The sequence below is a fragment of the Lysinibacillus composti genome, from assembly GCF_016908465.1.
Taxonomy (GTDB): Bacteria; Bacillota; Bacilli; order Bacillales_A; family Planococcaceae; genus Ureibacillus; species Ureibacillus composti_A.
Genome location: NZ_JAFBDY010000001.1, coordinates 169,935 through 187,180, shown reverse-complemented (window position 1 = coordinate 187,180; position 17,246 = coordinate 169,935). Strand labels below are relative to the sequence as shown.

Annotated in this window: 15 protein-coding genes, 1 tRNA gene and 1 pseudogene; 2 read left to right on the top strand and 15 right to left on the bottom strand. The window is 34.7% G+C overall.

Annotated elements, in window-relative coordinates; genetic code table 11:
- Positions 1 to 46: 46 nt before the first annotated feature.
- The 6 genes from hemA to JOD29_RS00815 form a co-directional block, all read right to left on the bottom strand.
- The gene (hemA, locus tag JOD29_RS00840) at positions 47 to 1,408 is read right to left on the bottom strand and encodes a glutamyl-tRNA reductase (protein WP_124762329.1); all 1,362 of its coding nucleotides are present in this window, start codon (positions 1,406 to 1,408) and stop codon (positions 47 to 49) included.
- A 284-nt stretch (positions 1,409 to 1,692) separates the two neighbouring features.
- Positions 1,693 to 2,274: a ribosome biogenesis GTP-binding protein YihA/YsxC gene (yihA, locus tag JOD29_RS00835; RefSeq protein WP_124762331.1), complete on the bottom strand. Its 582-nt coding sequence runs from the start codon at positions 2,272 to 2,274 to the stop codon at positions 1,693 to 1,695.
- Positions 2,275 to 4,593, bottom strand: a complete 2,319-nt coding sequence (gene lon / locus JOD29_RS00830) for an endopeptidase La (protein ID WP_124762333.1) — start codon at positions 4,591 to 4,593, stop codon at positions 2,275 to 2,277.
- 309 nt (positions 4,594 to 4,902) lie between these two features.
- Positions 4,903 to 6,165 (bottom strand): ATP-dependent protease ATP-binding subunit ClpX, encoded by a 1,263-nt coding sequence (gene clpX, locus JOD29_RS00825; RefSeq protein WP_124762335.1) that lies wholly within the window; start codon positions 6,163 to 6,165, stop codon positions 4,903 to 4,905.
- A gap of 219 nt (positions 6,166 to 6,384) precedes the next feature.
- Positions 6,385 to 7,674: a trigger factor gene (gene tig / locus JOD29_RS00820; protein WP_124762337.1), complete on the bottom strand. Its 1,290-nt coding sequence runs from the start codon at positions 7,672 to 7,674 to the stop codon at positions 6,385 to 6,387.
- A 115-nt stretch (positions 7,675 to 7,789) separates the two neighbouring features.
- Positions 7,790 to 8,782 (bottom strand): tetratricopeptide repeat protein, encoded by a 993-nt coding sequence (locus JOD29_RS00815; protein ID WP_124762339.1) that lies wholly within the window; start codon positions 8,780 to 8,782, stop codon positions 7,790 to 7,792.
- A gap of 419 nt (positions 8,783 to 9,201) precedes the next feature.
- On the opposite strand from JOD29_RS00815, the gene JOD29_RS00810 reads away from it, so the two are divergent.
- Together JOD29_RS00810 and JOD29_RS00805 are read left to right on the top strand one after the other, a co-directional pair.
- The gene (locus JOD29_RS00810; RefSeq protein WP_124762341.1) at positions 9,202 to 9,948 is read left to right on the top strand and encodes an SDR family NAD(P)-dependent oxidoreductase; all 747 of its coding nucleotides are present in this window, start codon (positions 9,202 to 9,204) and stop codon (positions 9,946 to 9,948) included.
- Between the two features lie 214 nt (positions 9,949 to 10,162).
- Complete coding sequence (locus JOD29_RS00805) at positions 10,163 to 11,185, top strand: threonine aldolase family protein (RefSeq protein ID WP_205101598.1); 1,023 nt, start codon at positions 10,163 to 10,165, stop codon at positions 11,183 to 11,185.
- 183 nt (positions 11,186 to 11,368) lie between these two features.
- Here JOD29_RS00805 and JOD29_RS00800 read toward each other — a convergent pair.
- The 9 genes and pseudogenes from JOD29_RS00800 to sdhB form a co-directional block, all read right to left on the bottom strand.
- A tRNA-Arg gene (locus JOD29_RS00800) sits at positions 11,369 to 11,442 on the bottom strand.
- 135 nt (positions 11,443 to 11,577) lie between these two features.
- Complete coding sequence (locus tag JOD29_RS00795; RefSeq protein WP_124762345.1) at positions 11,578 to 12,090, bottom strand: metallophosphoesterase; 513 nt, start codon at positions 12,088 to 12,090, stop codon at positions 11,578 to 11,580.
- A gap of 61 nt (positions 12,091 to 12,151) precedes the next feature.
- Positions 12,152 to 12,745, bottom strand: a complete 594-nt coding sequence (locus tag JOD29_RS00790; RefSeq protein ID WP_124762347.1) for an XTP/dITP diphosphatase — start codon at positions 12,743 to 12,745, stop codon at positions 12,152 to 12,154.
- Entirely contained in the window at positions 12,742 to 13,503 is a 762-nt protein-coding gene (gene rph, locus JOD29_RS00785; RefSeq protein ID WP_124762349.1) for a ribonuclease PH, read from the bottom strand. The genes JOD29_RS00790 and rph overlap by 4 nt, the downstream gene beginning before the upstream one ends.
- A gap of 319 nt (positions 13,504 to 13,822) precedes the next feature.
- On the bottom strand, positions 13,823 to 14,617 hold the full coding sequence (gene racE, locus JOD29_RS00780) for a glutamate racemase (protein WP_124762351.1): 795 nt from the start codon (positions 14,615 to 14,617) through the stop codon (positions 13,823 to 13,825).
- An 11-nt stretch (positions 14,618 to 14,628) separates the two neighbouring features.
- Positions 14,629 to 15,073: pseudogene (locus JOD29_RS00775) on the bottom strand (MarR family winged helix-turn-helix transcriptional regulator).
- Between the two features lie 316 nt (positions 15,074 to 15,389).
- Positions 15,390 to 15,611: a helix-turn-helix domain-containing protein gene (locus JOD29_RS00770; protein WP_036173760.1), complete on the bottom strand. Its 222-nt coding sequence runs from the start codon at positions 15,609 to 15,611 to the stop codon at positions 15,390 to 15,392.
- Positions 15,612 to 15,684: 73 nt separating this feature from the next.
- Complete coding sequence (locus tag JOD29_RS00765; protein WP_124762353.1) at positions 15,685 to 16,134, bottom strand: acyl-CoA thioesterase; 450 nt, start codon at positions 16,132 to 16,134, stop codon at positions 15,685 to 15,687.
- A gap of 313 nt (positions 16,135 to 16,447) precedes the next feature.
- Positions 16,448 to 17,230 (bottom strand): succinate dehydrogenase iron-sulfur subunit, encoded by a 783-nt coding sequence (gene sdhB / locus JOD29_RS00760; RefSeq protein ID WP_124762355.1) that lies wholly within the window; start codon positions 17,228 to 17,230, stop codon positions 16,448 to 16,450.
- Positions 17,231 to 17,246: the final 16 nt, after the last annotated feature.

The window sequence follows — 17,246 nt, the reverse complement described above, 5'->3', positions numbered from 1 at the left end:
TCTTAGAATATCATACCGATACGAAAACGCCTTAATTTATTGCCTTTTAAAAGGATAAATTTGTATTTATAACCGAATCAATTGTCGCTTTTTCTTCACGTTCTTTATCTCGATTATGTTGTACAATGACTTCTTCCTGAACTTCTTCTTCTATTCCAAAAATTTGTTGGAATAATTGAAGTTGCTGTTCAGCTTTTGGGGCATTTGCCATTTCCTTCGCTTGAAGAATCGGCTCCTTCAGCAACTGATTAATAATAGATTTCGTATGCTTATTTAAAATTTTACGTTCACGCTCAGTTAATTCCGGCATTTTATTTAAAATGCTTGTCATTGTTTCTTCTTGAATTCGATTTGCTTTTTTTCGTAGTGCTGAAATTACTGGCACTACACCAAGTGTTGCAAACCACTCTTTAAATTGAACAACTTCATGTCCAATCAGTTCAGTAATCTCTCTTGCAGCATTTTCACGTTCTGCTAAATTTGCTTCTACAATTCCTTGTAAATCATCAATATCGTATAAGAAGACGTTTGGTAAATCACCGATACGAGGATCTAAGTCACGCGGTACAGCAATATCAACCATAAATAATGGCTTACCTTTTCGTAAACGTTCAACGAATTGCATTAATTCATAATCAATTACATATTCAGTAGAACCTGTTGAACTAATTAAGATGTCCGCTTCAAGCAAAGTACATTGTAACTCTTCCATTGATTTTGCATCGCCATTGAACTTTTCGGCAAGTTTATGTGCTTTTTCAAATGTACGATTAACTACAGTAACTTTTCCAACTCCATTACCGTATAAATTTTCAATAGCGAGTTGTCCCATTTTTCCTGCTCCTAAAATCGCAACATGTTTGTTTTTAAGAGAGCCAAATATTTTTTTTGCTAACTCCACTGCTGCATAGGAAACAGATACCGCATTCTCACCTATTGCTGTATCGTTATGTGCACGTTTTGCAAATGTTACAGCTTGTTTGAACAGTTGGTTGTAAATGGTTCCAGTCGTACCTATTTCTTGAGCTTCTAAAAAGCTTTTCTTAACTTGTCCAAGAATTTGAGTTTCGCCTAATACCATTGAATCAATACCAGATGTCACACGGAATAAATGATGTAAAGATTCGTCATCTTCACGGATATATAAATGATTATCAAATTGATTCATTGGAATGTCAAACCAATCCGATAAGAATTTCTTTATATAGTAACGACCGGTGTTAAGTTGGTCAACAACAGCGTATATCTCAGTTCTGTTACATGTTGACACAATGACATCTTCTAATATACTTTTTTGTTTTTTTAGTTCAGCCATTGCAGTCGGTAATTCACTTTCGATAAACGACAATTTTTCACGTATCTCGACTGGGGCTGTTTTATAATTCAAGCCTACTACGAGTGTATGCATGACCTGATCACACCTCACACTTTCTATTTCACAGATTCCATTTTAACATATTCCAAGGAGCTTTTTAATTATCATTTGTGAACATGCTATGAAACCATTATTTATTTAGAATAATTCTAATTAAGTGTAACAAATATTACGTTATGTTTCAATATAAATGTACCTGTCCATAATAACACACTATTCCTGATAACTTAAGTTTGAAAACAAATTAAATTCGACAATATTCTTAAAAGGGTGTGACACGTTTATGTCCACCCTTTTCGTTCGTCTTGTCATATGTACTACATGCGCTGTTCTATTTCAGCCCATGCAAGTTCAAACCCAAGTCCTTTTTCAGAAGAAAAAACAATTATTGGGTCATTGTGATCCATATTCAAGGTTTCTCTTACGATTTTTTTATGTTTATCCCACTTACCTTTTGGGATTTTATCTGCTTTTGTTGCAATAACAATAGCCGGGATATTGTAATACTTTAAAAAATCATACATCATACAATCATCATTAGTTGGGGGATGACGCAAGTCCACAATTAAAACGACAGCACGTAATTCCTTACGCGCTGTTATATATCGTTCAATCATTTTACCCCATGCTTCACGTTCAGTCTTCGATACTTTCGCATAACCATAACCAGGTACATCTACAAAAAACAGCTGTTCTTCAATTTTGTAGAAATTAAGTGTTTGAGTTTTCCCAGGTTTAGAAGAAATGCGCGCGAGAGATTTCCGCCCAATCATTCTGTTAATAAAGGACGACTTCCCTACATTAGAACGACCGGCTAGAGCAAATTCAGGTAGCCCATCTTCTGGGTATTGTTCTGGTCGGACAGCACTAATTACCATTTCGACATTTTGGACTTTCATTTAAAAACCTCCCATAAGCGCAATATCAAGAACTTCTTCTGCTGAAGAAACTGGTTTGAATGTTAGTTGTTCTCGAATTGTTTCAGGAATATCATCAATATCACGCTCATTATCTTTCGGGATGATAATAGTCGTTAAGCCGGCACGATGCGCACCTAATGACTTTTCTTTTAACCCACCTATAGGTAATACACGACCTCGTAGTGTAATTTCACCAGTCATTCCAATTTCACGCTTGATAGGCTTATTAGAAATAGCGGAAACAAGTGCAGTTGTCATTGTAATCCCTGCTGAAGGTCCATCCTTAGGTACAGCTCCTTCAGGTACGTGAATATGAATATCGTGTTTGTCAAAGAAATCTGCATCAATTTCAAGCTTATCTGAAAGTGAGCGCACATAAGATAATGCTGTTTGTGCTGATTCTTTCATTACGTCACCAAGTTTACCTGTCAATTGCAATTTACCTTTACCTGCTGTAATAGATACTTCAATTTGAAGTGTGTCACCACCAACAGTTGTATAGGCTAAACCAGTTGCTACTCCAATTTGGTTTTCCGTTTCTGCCTGACCGTAACGGAACTTGTGTTTACCTAACATTTCAATTAATACTTTAGAATTCACAGTAACACGCTTTTTATCACCGGATACAATGATTTTAGCAGCTTTACGGCAAAGTGCAGCAATTTGTCTTTGTAAATTACGTACACCTGCTTCACGCGTATAATAACGTATTAAATCAACGACCGCCTCGTCTTTTATGACAAGTTGGGATTTTTTCAAACCATTTTCTTTTAACTGTTTAGGTATTAAATGATTTTGAGTAATTGCAATCTTCTCAATTTCTGTATATCCAGCAATTGAAATGACTTCCATACGGTCTAATAAAGGACCAGGAATTGTACTTAAATCATTTGCGGTTGCAATGAATAATACTTTCGATAAATCATAAGGTTCCTCAAGGTAATGATCACTAAACGTATTATTTTGTTCTGGATCAAGAACTTCAAGCATTGCAGCAGAAGGGTCTCCACGGAAGTCATTAGACATTTTATCAATTTCATCTAATAAGAAAACAGGGTTTATAGTACCTGCTTTTTTCATTCCTTGAATGATTCGACCTGGCATTGCTCCAACATAGGTACGGCGGTGTCCACGAATTTCTGATTCGTCACGTACCCCACCTAAAGAAATACGGACAAAATTACGGTCTAGACTTTCTGCAACCGAACGAGCTAAGGAAGTTTTCCCTACTCCCGGAGGTCCTACTAAACAAAGAATTGGCCCTTTAATAGTTTGCATTAACTGACGAACTGATAAATACTCTAAAATTCTTTCTTTTACCTTTTCTAGACCATCATGATCACGATTTAAGATTTCTTCTGCATGTGCAATGTCTAGACGATCTGTGGTACTTTCTGTCCAAGGAAGTGTTACAAGCCACTCAAGGTAATTTCGAATAACACCGCTCTCAGCACTTGCAGCAGGCAATTTCTCATATCTGTCTAATTCCTTTAGAGCGATCTTCTTAGTCGACTCAGGCATACCTGATTCGTCGACACGCTTACGTAAATCTGCTACTTCGCCGCTTTTACCATCCCGATCGCCAAGTTCAGATTGTATTGCTTTCATTTGCTCACGTAAGTAATACTCTTTTTGAGTACGTTCCATGGCCTGCTTGACTTTTGAATTTATTTTCTTCTCAAGATTTAATACTTCTTGTTCATCGTGTAAACGAATAATTAAATGATCTAAACGTTTTTTCACATTAAAGATACTTAAAATTTCTTGCTTTTCAGCAATTTTAAGTGGTAAATGCGAAGCAATAATATCAGTAAGTCTACCCGGTTCATCGATATCGATCACTGACTCGATTGTTTCAGTTGTAATCTTGTTTGATGATTTAGCATACTTTTCAAAGTAACTAATTAATGTACGCATTAATGCCTCAATTTCGGCATCTTTCTTTGAATCATCCTCATGTATTTCAAGATCCACTATTGTAAAGTCTTCTTCCTCAGCATAGTTAACAATTTTCGCACGGCTAATGCCTTCAACTAAAATGCGTAGTGTCCCATTAGGTAACTTTAGCATTTGTTTTACATTAACTAATGTACCAATTGTATAAAGTTCTTCTTGTGTTGGCTGTTCAACTCGTAGATCTTTTTGTGTAGCTAAGAAGATTTGGTTATCGTTTACCATTGCATGTTCTAAAGCTGCTACAGATCGCGCTCTACCTACATCAATATGTAAAACCATTGAAGGGTAAACCAATAATCCGCGTAAAGGCAGTAATGGGATATTCTCTTTCATTTTATCCATGCGGGTATTCACCTCCATCCAATTTATCCGAATCAACCCGCCATTGTAGTATGTGAAAAAATCACTATATTTCACTTACAAAGAAATAACAATATTTACAGCATCTGAAATAGTAATATATTGTAGTCTTACAGGTTCTAGCCTCATATAGTGTTATTATGTGGTTATTATTTTAATTAATGAATATTTGCGATATGTAACATTTACCAATATTTTTAGTTGTAGAAAGAGCTGACTTACGACTTTAACGGGAATCCGTATCTCGAAGCCAGCTCTTTTGTTGTATCTGTAGTAAGAACTAATAATAATTTATGCAGAAGTTTTATTATTGCTTAGTTCAGTTCCATCAGAAAGTATTAATTTTGGCTGCTCTTTTTCTAATATGGCTTCCTTCGTCACGATACATTTCACGATATCTTCACGGGATGGAAGCTCAAACATCATTTCAAGCATTGTCGCCTCAATAATAGATCTTAAACCACGTGCACCAGTTTTTCTTTCAATTGCTTCTTGTGCAATAGCTTTCAAAGCATCTTCTTCAAATTCTAGTTCAACTTGGTCTATTTCAAGCATTTTTTGATATTGCTTAACTAATGCATTCTTAGGTTCAGTTAAAATTTGAACTAATGCTTCTTCATCTAATTGCTCTAATGAAGCAAGGACAGGTAAACGTCCAATAAATTCTGGAATTAACCCGAATTTTAATAAATCCTCAGGAATTAGCTGAGAAAGTAGGGATTTAGTTTCTTCTTCAACTTTTGTTGGATCAGAACCAAAGCCAATTACTTTTTGACCTAAACGACGTTTAATGATACTTTCGATTCCATCAAAAGCTCCACCAACGATAAATAAAATATTTGTCGTATCGATTTGTAAAAATTCTTGATGTGGGTGCTTTCGACCTCCTTGAGGAGGAACACTAGCTACAGTACCTTCTAGAATTTTTAGTAGTGCTTGTTGAACACCTTCACCTGAAACATCACGAGTAATAGAAGGGTTCTCGGATTTACGAGCAACTTTATCGATTTCGTCGATATAAATAATGCCCTTTTCTGCACGTTCTATATCATAATCAGCAGCTTGTATTAATTTTAATAAAATATTTTCAACGTCTTCCCCTACATAACCAGCTTCTGTAAGTGAAGTTGCATCTGCAATTGCAAATGGTACGTTTAATATTCTTGCTAAAGTTTGGGCAAGTAAAGTTTTACCACTACCAGTTGGTCCAATTAATACAATATTCGATTTAGATAATTCGACATCATCAATCTTACTATTTGAATTAATTCGTTTATAGTGATTGTAAACAGCAACAGCTAATGATTTTTTAGCACGTTCTTGTCCAATAACATATTCGTCTAAAATTGCTAATATCTCTTTCGGCTTTGGAATGTCTTGAAGTTCAATTTCTTCTTCCACACCCAATTCTTCTACGACAATTTCAGAGCAAAGTTCTATACATTCATCACAAATATAGACACCCGGACCGGCTACTAATTTGCGCACTTGTTCTTGTGGTTTACCACAAAAAGAGCATTTTAAATTGCCTTTTTCATCATTAAATTTGAACAATTTGCTTCACCCCTATTCAAGCAACAATCTTACAAGATTCCCACTAGATAATCAAATAAGTTGTTTACTATTGCTAATTCTTTCTTTTATTTTAGCAACAGTGTAAAACGTTATGTATGTTAAAACAAGGTACGTTATTAATCGTACCTTGTTCTACATTCTAAATATAAATATTCATTTTTATTTTACTAAATAAACAGAAATCATTCAGTAAATTTATTATGAAATTTTTGCGTTTTCAACTAGGAATTCAACTGTTTTTTGAGTACGAATATCGTTTTCAAGAATTTCAGTTGAGCCACCTAAAGCAGTGATGATTTGTTCCTTTGTCATACCGAATTGTGAAGTCATTTTTTCTAACTCTGCGTTAACATCTTCTTCAGTAATTTCGATATTTTCAGCTTTTCCGATTGCTTCTAATGTTAAAGAAACACGTACACGGTTTTCAGCTTCTGGACGCATTTGCTCATGTAAAGCATTTTCATCTTGACCAGAGAATTGATAGTAAAGATCAAGAGTCATACCTTGCATTTGTAAACGTTGACCGAATTCATCAATCATACGGTGGATTTCGTTATGAATCATTGATTCTGGAATTTCGATTTCAGTGTTTTCAGCAGCTTTTTCAACTAATTCATCACGTAGAGCGCTTTCAGCTTCTGATTTCTTTTGTTCTTCTGTTTGAGATTTAATTTTTGCACGTAATGCATCTAAACTTTCAACTTCTGGGTCAATTTCTTTCGCGAAATCATCGTTAAGCTCTGGAAGTACTTTTGTTTTAACTTCTTTAATTGTTACTTTGAAAGTAGCTTCTTTACCAGCTAATTCTGCAGCATGGTATTCTTCTGGGAATGTTACAACTACATCTTTAGATTCACCAGCTTTTAAACCAACTAATTGTTCTTCAAATCCTGGGATGAATGAGCCAGAACCGATTTCTAGTGGATAGTCTTCCCCTTTTCCACCTTCAAATGCTTCTTCACCTACAAAACCTTCGAAGTCGATTACAGCTGTATCACCTTCAACGATTGCTTCGTCATCTTTAATTTCTAACTCAGCTTTGCGTTTTAATTGTTCTTGAATTTGTTCTTCAACTTCTTCATCAGTTACAGTAGTTTCTAATTTTGTCACTTCAAGACCTTTATATTCACCAAGTTTTGGTTCAGGTTTTACAGTTACTTTAGCTGTAAATGTGAACACTTGGTTTTTAGCAAAGTCTTCAGTTCCTGAGATTTCTGGATAGTCAACTGGAGTAATACCAGTTTCATCGATTGCAGTTGAATATGCATCAGGTACAAGAATTTCTAAAGCATCTTGGTATAGTGCTTCTACACCAAAACGTTTTTCAAATAGTGGACGAGGCATTTTTCCTTTACGGAAGCCTGGCACGTTAATTTCTTTTACTACTTTAGCAAAAGCCTTATCTAAAGCTTTGTTTACTTCTTCAGCTGGTACTTCAATTGTTAAAGTACCGATATTTCCTTCTTGTTTTTCCCATTTTGCTGACATGTATAATACCTCCAAAATTGTTTACTAAGATTACCAAACCACTCGTTTTATACGATTTTGACAACCATTTTAGTATATCATAGTTGGCATGAGTTTCAACTTTTTTCATTTCTTATTATAGTTCTGTTAACTTCTCAAGATTTTGCAAAAAATCAACAACCTCGTAATCCATTTCTCGAATACTACCAAACATTGTTCGAACAAAATCAATATAACTTAATGCTACATCTTCCGAATCATAGTCCAACCACTCAAAGGGATACGTAACAATTGAATGTTTTGAAATTAAATATTGAACCATTTCCAATATAGAAGGTTCTTGATCCAATTGCTCATTAACAAGATCAGAAACTTTATTAAATTGCGGTAATTTAGTAGGCAGTTCCATTTTTGATGGATTCACTTCCATCTCCCTACCAAATTTCGAAATAGTTAAATTTATATCAACATTTTGTTCAACCAATAATATTAGAATCAAGCTCTTAATAAAGGTATGTGTGGTTTCATTTTCTACAATGGCCTTTAGTTGTACGACAATCGGACGAATATTTACCGTAGTTAAACTATGAACTTGCATAAGTTGTTCATTAGGTTTTAACGATAAAAAATAGTCAATTGAAAATGTATCAACATCAAGCTGAAGTTTATTGTTTACTATATCTTCCTGCTGATAGATATTCTCAGCAATATTAGCATTTAACTCTTTTAAACGTTGGAATTTTTCAATTTGGTCAGCTGGAATAGCTTCTTCTTCTAATAAAGACGTTATAATACTTTCCACCTGTTTATACTGTTTTAACTGGATACAAATTGTTAAATATAATTCCATTACTTCTAAGTACATAGATGGACCGATACTTAAAAGCTCTTCACAGATTTCTTTCGCTTTTTCAAAAGACTTTGCTTCATATAATGAGTAAGCATATACACTAAGAGTTAGTTCATCACTTTCGTCACTATATTTCAATGCTTCTTCAAAGTTTTTATTGGCTAAATCATATTGATACGTCTCTACATATTCATGCGCTTTTGCAATTAATCTTTCAACTGTCCCAGGAAAAAGAACGACATTTTCGAAAGTAGTTATTTTATTTCGTTTTTTCCTCAAACTGTCACACTCCTAGGTGTAATATGCTAAAAAATGTTTGTATATCGATGTTATTTTACCTTTAAATAATTATGTGAACAACAGAATTCGTAAAATTTACATATTTCGGGGAATATTTCTTTTAATAAGCACATTATACAAATTTATATCTTTAATGATTTTGACTAAACAATAAGCATAAATACCCTTTGTTATTTATCAATGTTACCCTTAAGTATTATTTTTAATCGACTTTTTATTAGCAAGTCACCGTTCTACCTACTCCACATTAAAATCCTACCCCTAGAATCAAGAAATCATTAAAAAATATCTGTCAGAATGAAAATTTGACTTATAATATTTTGCAGATGTTTTATTTTTTGCCACTCATTTTTTGTATAATTGGTGAATGTTTATAAAAATGTTATTGGAGGTTGTATATGTTTCAAAATAAAGTAGTAATTGTAACTGGGGCCGCGCAAGGGATAGGTAAAGAAATAGCCACACAATATGCAAAATCGGGTGCTAATGTCGTGCTTGCAGATGTCAATGCAAATTTAGGGGAAAATGTATGCAAGGATTTAGTGGAACAGGGGTATTCCGCCTTCTATATTCCAACTGATGTAGGAAGGGAAAAAGATGTTAGTTTACTCATGACAAAGACAATTGAACGCTATAAAAAAATAGATATCCTCGTTAATAATGCAGGTATTTTTCGCCCACTATCTCCCTATGATTTGTCATTAGAACAATGGGATGAGGTCATCAATACGAATTTACGAAGTGTCTTTCTCTGTTCAAGGGAGGCCGCAAAGTTTATGCGATTAAATGAACGGGGTGGAGCGATTGTTTCTATGGCCTCAACTAGAGCAAAGATGTCAGAGCCTCATACCGAATCATATGCTGCGTCAAAAGGCGGAATCGTAGCACTTACACATGCACTTGCCTGTTCTTTTGCTCCGGACCATATTCGAGTAAATTGTATCTCACCTGGATGGATTGAAACGGGCGATTATAATGCGCTTAAAGAAATTGATCATAGCCAACATTTCTCCGGTCGTGTTGGAAGACCCGAAGATATTGCAAAAGCTTGTTTTTATTTAACAGATGAACGAAATGATTTTGTTACAGGTATTGATTTAACCGTTGATGGTGGAATGACAAAAAAAATGATTTATGAAGAGTAAAAGAAAGTGTATATTTATGCTACTTTAGTTAAACGCATTTATTTATAAAAATAAAGTTAAAACGTTTTAAAGGCCTCAAAAAAGATTTTAAAACGTTTTTAATCTTTACTTTCTTAAGAATGATAGAATTAACCATAAATGCATTACAGTTCTTTCTATTGGTGATGATGTACCCTTTTGATCTTAAATCTAAAAATAAATGAGGTATAGAGAAATGAAATATAGTTTTAGAAATGATTATAGCGAAATGTGTCATCCAGAAATTATGACTGCCTTAATCGAAGCAAAAAATGAACAAAATGTGGGGTATGGTTTAGATATTCATACAGACAATGCAAAATTACTTATTAGGGAAAAATTAGAATGTGAAAATTGTGATATCCATTTTGTTACTGGTGGAACTCAAGCAAATGTATCCGTAATATCATACGCTTTACGAGCCTTTGAAGCTGTTCTTGCGTGTGAATCTGGTCATATTAATGTCCATGAAACAGGAGCAATTGAAGCGACTGGCCATAAGGTATATACCGTAAAGGGCCGTAACGGCAAATTATATCCAAGTGATATAACAAAATCATTAAAATACCACCAAGATGAGCATATGGTTAAAATCGGAATGGTCTATATCTCTCAATCAACAGAAATTGGCACTGTTTATACCTATGATGAATTGAGAGCTTTATACAATTGTTGTAAAGAGAATAACTTATATCTCTATATCGATGGCGCTCGTTTATCAAGTGGGCTTGCTGCAAGTGATGTTCATTTTAATATGTTGAAAGATCTATGTGATGTTATGTACATCGGGGGAACGAAAATTGGAATGCTTAGCGGCGAAGGTATTGTAATTTTTAATGATAAACTAAAACCTTACTTTAGATATCATATTAAAAATAAAGGAGCTATGCTTGCAAAAGGATATGTAGTTGGAATCCAATTTGAAGCTGCTTTTAAAGATGATTTATATTTTAAAATGGGGCAACACGAAAATGAACTTGCTAGATTCTTAAGTAGTGAATTGAAACAATTAGGAATCCCAATGTTAAGCGAGTCACCTACGAATCAGATATTCCCAATATTTAACAAAGATGATGTGAATGAATTAGCGAAACTCTATGAGTTTGAAATTTGGGAAGAAGTCGAGAATCAAATTGCAATTAGATTTGTTACCTCATGGTTTACAACAAAAGAGAAATGTATCGAATTAATTAATGATATAAAAAATTTAATTCAATAAATGATTAGAATTCCACACCTCTAGCTTTAGAGGTGTGGAATTTTGCTAAAACCACTTTGCCACTAACTACCGTACATTATTTGAGACTGCTAGCTTAAGACATTTGATAAAAGATTGTATAAAAAAAAATCAAACAAAAAAAGCTTCAAAACCGTATTTGGCTTTGAAGCTTTTTCCTTATGACGTCCCAGGAGGGATTCGAACCCCCGACCGTACGCTTAGAAGGCGTATGCTCTATCCAGCTGAGCTACTGAGACATTAGTCATTCATTACTGAAGGACAATTATTATTATATTGGAGATACGATGGAAAGTCAACAGTTTCATAAAAAGTTTTTTTGCATTTTTTCCTACTTAAATTTATATGAGTTGGAAAGACCTTTTATGAATAAATCACATTAAATTTTCTAAAGGATATTGTTTCGAGAAGAGTTCATTACCCTGATGGGAAAATGCTGTAACCAACCATTGGTCTCCATCAAATTCAACTATACAATAGCTTTTTTCAATTCTTGCACGTGGTTTCAATAAGCTGCCAGGATTTACAAACAAAATATTTTCCATTAACTCAGAACCTAATACATGTGAATGTCCAAAAAAAACTGCGTCTGCTTCTAATTCTTTTGCTCGGTAATAAAGATTCATGATGTTTGATTTCACATTTAGCAAATGTCCGTGTGCAACAAAGATTTTTACCCCATTCATTTCAACAAGCTCTTCCTCTACAAAACGGTCATCTCGATCACAATTACCGCGCACTCGCAATACTCCCTCTAAATACGGGTGATCAAATGGTAATTCACTATCTCCACAATGAATGACAGCATCCACACTAGGATGAGATTCACGAACTTTATTTATAACTTCAGCGTCACCATGCGTATCACTCATTACTAGTAGCTTCACATCAGTTCCCCTTTTACAAATATAATTTATTATAGGGGGGAACTCCCCCCATCTTTTGAGACTATTTTAAAATATTCGGAAGCTCCATTGCTAATTTACGAATGGCATTCCCTCTATGTGAGATTTTCCCCTTCTCATCAGGAGTTAATTCTGCCATCGAACATCCTAATGAGGGTACAAAAAAGATTGGATCATAACCAAATCCATTAGTCCCTTGTTTTTCATGTAATATTACACCTTCACAAGTACCAAAAACTGTTTTTGTTTCAATGTTTGGACCCGCTATAGCTAACGCACAACAGAATCTTGCAGTACGTTCTGAATCAGGAACCCCTCTCAACTTTTCAATTACTTTTACAATATTTGCTCCATCATCATGGTCACCAGCATATCTGGCAGAATAGACACCTGGCTCTCCACCTAATGCATCTACTGCTAACCCACTATCATCGGCAATTACGATCTTCCCTAAGGTACTGGCTAACGTCTCTGCTTTCAAAATTGCATTTTCCTCAAACGTTGTACCTGTTTCTTCGATTTCCAAGTTTGGCGCAACATCAAACATCGTTACCACTTCAAACCCTAGTGGTGTAAAAAGTGCTTCAAAATCCTTTGCTTTTCCCTTATTCTTTGTTGCAATAACTACTTGCTTCATTTTGATTCCCCCTTAGCCGAACCGATTAAATTTGCTGTATCTCCTAGTACTTCTTTTTGTATTGAGATCAGTTCATTAATTCCTTTTTCACCAAGGCAAAGAAGTGAATTTAATTCTTCTCTCGAAAATGTCGCTTCTTCTCCTGTACCTTGAATTTCTACAAATCGTCCTGCACCGGTCATTACAAGATTCATGTCAACTGCTGCGGCTACATCTTCAACATAACATAGATCTAAAACAGGTCCAAAATCTTTCACAATCCCAATACTTGTTGCAGCTAAATAATCGATAATTGGAAATTTAGCAAATGGTTTTTCCCCATGTTTTTTTGCCAAAGCTAAAGTTAAAGCAACAAATGCCCCTGTAATGGAAGCCGTACGTGTTCCACCATCCGCTTGAATAACATCACAGTCAATCCAAATCGTTTTCTCACCTAATGCTTCTAAATTAACAATTGCACGTAAAGCACGTCCAATTAAACGTTGTATCTCCATAGTTCGGCCGTTTACTTTACCGCGTGTAGATTCTCGGGGTGTTCTGTCTGCCGTTGCGCGTGGTAGCATTGAATATTCAGCAGTAATCCATCCTTTACCTTGTCCGCGTAAAAATCCTGGCACTTTATCCTCAATAGTAGCATTACAAATTACTTTTGTATTACCTACCTGTATGAGTACAGAACCTTCAGGATGCATTAAATAATTTGTTTCTATTTGAACTGGTCTAAGTTCATTTACAGCTCGTCCATCATGTCTTGTCATAGTTGACCTCCTAGTATTTCGCGAAAACCATCTTACCATAAAATTATGATATTGAAAAAGCTTCCTCATCCTTTTTCTATTTTAATAATATATACATATACTTTAATAAACGACATATTTTGAGAGAAAAGAAAAAAGCTCGAAAGTAACTTAATACTTACGAGCACAAATAGTCCCCTCTAAACATCCCTATTACAATTAAGTTTATTCTTCTCCACGTCATAAGTACACAACGAAAACGAACAACATAATCCATTTGTTACATGTATCTCTGCATTCATTCTATATGTTATATTGGTAACGCTTATATGGATAAAATTTAAAGTTTAATTCGACGTATATCTAAATCTTTTTTCTCTAGCCAATTTTGAGCTATTGTTCGAAAAATTGGCACTGAACCAGTTGCAAAAAATATATGCTGTGGATCACTGGAAGCCGTGTTTAACATTTCATGATAACCTAATACTGCTTCCACTTCTTTTGCCGTTTCTTCAGCTGAAGATAGGACAAAGACATCCGATCCAACAACTTCCTCAATATGATGCTGAATGATAGGGTAATGTGTACATCCAAGAATCACAGTGTCGAATTTTTTATTTGCGAGTGGCTTTAAACCTTTTTTAACTAAGTCGAATGCAAATTGTCCTTCGTATTCACCACTTTCAACAAGTGGAACAAATGTCGGACACGCAAGAGGAATTATTTTCGCCTTCGTACTTAAAGAAAGTAGAGCAGTTTCATATGCACCACTTTTAATTGTTCCTTCAGTAGCGAGTACTACAATTTCATTCCTTTTTGTTTTCTTTTCAGCAGCACGTGCTCCAGCATTAATTACACCGATAACAGGGATCGATAGATGGGTTTGTAAACTATCTAGAGCAACTGCTGTTGCAGTATTGCATGCGATGACAAGCATCTTGATATTATGTTTTTCTAATGTTTTCGCCATTTGCCATGTGAACTTTTGTACCTCACGCTTATCTCTTGGTCCATATGGGCATCTAGCTGTATCACCGATATAATAAATGGTTTCATTTGGTAATTTTTTCATAATTTGTTTTGCAACTGTTAAGCCGCCAACACCTGAATCAATAACGCCAATCGGGGCATTCACTTAAAACCGCCTCAATCCTCTTTCATTTGTAAATGAAATTTTTGCAATAATTTTGATAAAAGTTCTACTTCTTCTTTGTCAAAATCTACCAATAGTTCATTTAAGTAATTTTGACGTTTTCAATCACTTCTTCAATTAATCTTCACCTTCTTGAAGTAAATGAATGTGCACTACTCGGCGGTCTTGGTCATCACGAATTCGCATTACTAATTCATTTTTTCCATACGATCAACTAAATCTGTCGTCGTACTAAATGCTAAATACATTATATTCGATAATTCACCAATTGTCATATCTCCCAATTCATGTAACCACTGAAGTGCAATAAATTGTGGAGGAGTAATAGTATAATTACTAAATTTCTCTGCCTTCTTGTTTAATTAGATGAGAAGTATAACGAAGTTTTTTCTCTAAAAATGCAACCTCTACATGACTGTGTATTTCACTTACTTTCATTGTCTTACATTCACTCCTCAAGAACTGTACATCAATTACGCTTTGGCGTAATTGCAACCGTCAATTATCATACAGTAACAAAAATATCTGTCACTAAGCTTTCATGCTATAAACAGCTAAACATGCATTTAGGCTGAACAATTGACGGAGGCTACTTCCTTCTTATTTTTATTTTTAAAAGAAGTAAGTTCTGCATCCATTCTCACTACCTATTTAGAAGTGACGTATACCGAATATGAATTTTCAGTACACAATAAATGCTGATTGATTTTCTAGTTCTATTTTGAAGTGTTTTTCATTAAATAGCAAGCATGATTCAATGAAGTGATAATTCGTCAAGCCTAAGCAATTCAATCAATGCTTGGGATCGACTAGAAACACCCAGCTTTTGAATTGTATTTGAAATATGATTACGCACCGTCTTCTCGCTAATATTGAGTTTTTGTGAAATTTCCTTTGTTGAGTAATCCAAGATTAACAATTGGAAAATTTCACGTTCTCTTTTAGTCAAAAGCGAACGATGCTGCGGGCTATTCATAATGGCAACACCCTCCTATCTCCTCTTCTATGTAAAGTATGTTAAGACTTGATAGGCTGTGAGGGCATTTTAACTATTTCCCAAGCAATATTTTTTCTTTTTCGACTTCCGTTAAAGGTACTGCTTTTCCAGTTCCCTTATTAATTTGCACAATTGTCCCTCTGCCCGTAAAGCAAGTTTCATTATTTTCGTTTTTGGCTAGATAATGTAAGTCTAAAGAAGACTTCCCAATCCTTGCTGTCTTAACAAAAACACGTAGTTTCTCATCAAAAAATACTTGTTTTACATAATCACAATGGAGGTCTGCAACTACAGGTATCAATTCCGGTTCCCTTGACGTCCATTCATTCATGAAACCAATTGACTTTAAATATTCAATTCTTGCATATTCAAAATAAGCAAATGGTACAGTATTGTTCAAATGTCCAAACATGTCAGTTTCTGAAAATCTTACGGTTACCTCAACAAAAAACTGAAACTCTTCTTCCCACTGTTGAGAATTTTCGATATAACTCGGCTTCATATGTTTCCCCCTCTGGCTACAAGTTTAATATTCATTAATTATACAATAATTAATGAGTCAACTTAGTACTTAAACTTTGTATATTCCATTTTTGGAGGAGTATTATTCAATCCATATCCAACAGACACTACTTATACTACTATAGTTTAAGAATATGTTTTAGTCATCTAATCATTGATATTCATGATGTGAACGTGTTTGTTAATTCTTAATATTTTATGCAAGAAAATAAAATAAGGCATCAATAAATCGAATGATTTATTAATGCCTTATAATGAATTGAATTAAATCTCTAATTAACTAGTAATCTAAATTAGTCTACCATGTGGTCAGATCCGAAGAAGTTACGGAACATTTGAACAGAAGTAGCACGGTTTAATGAAGCGATTGAAGTAGTTAATGGAATTCCTTTTGGACATGCAGCAACACAGTTTTGAGAGTTACCACAGTTTGCAAGGCCACCATCTCCCATAATTTCTAATAAACGTTCGTCTTTAACCATCGCACCAGTTGGGTGTGTGTTAAATAGACGTACTTGTGAAAGTGGAGCTGGTCCGATAAATGAAGATTTTTCAGATACGTTTGGACATGCTTCCATACAAACACCACAAGTCATACATTTAGATAATTCGTAAGCCCATTGACGTTTACGTTCTGGCATACGAGGACCTTCCCCTAAATCATAAGTTCCATCGATTGGAACCCATGCTTTAACTTTTTTCAATGCATTAAACATACGAGTACGGTCAACTTGTAAGTCACGCACTACTGGGAAAGTTTTCATTGGTTCTAATTTTACAGGTTGTTCTAATTGGTCAATTAATGTTGAACATGATTGACGAGGACGACCATTAATTACCATAGAACAAGCTCCACATACTTCTTCAAGACAGTTCATATCCCAAGTTACTGGTGTAGTAGTTTTACCATCAGCAGTAACAGGATTACTACGAATAGCCATTAAAGCAGAGATTACGTTCATACCAGGGCGATAAGGAACTTCGAATTTTTCCCAACGAGTTGCCCCACCTTCAGTATCTTGACGAAGGATTTCAAGTTTAACCGTTCTAGTAGTAGTTCCTACGGCTGTTGTCATGATTAATGACCTCCCT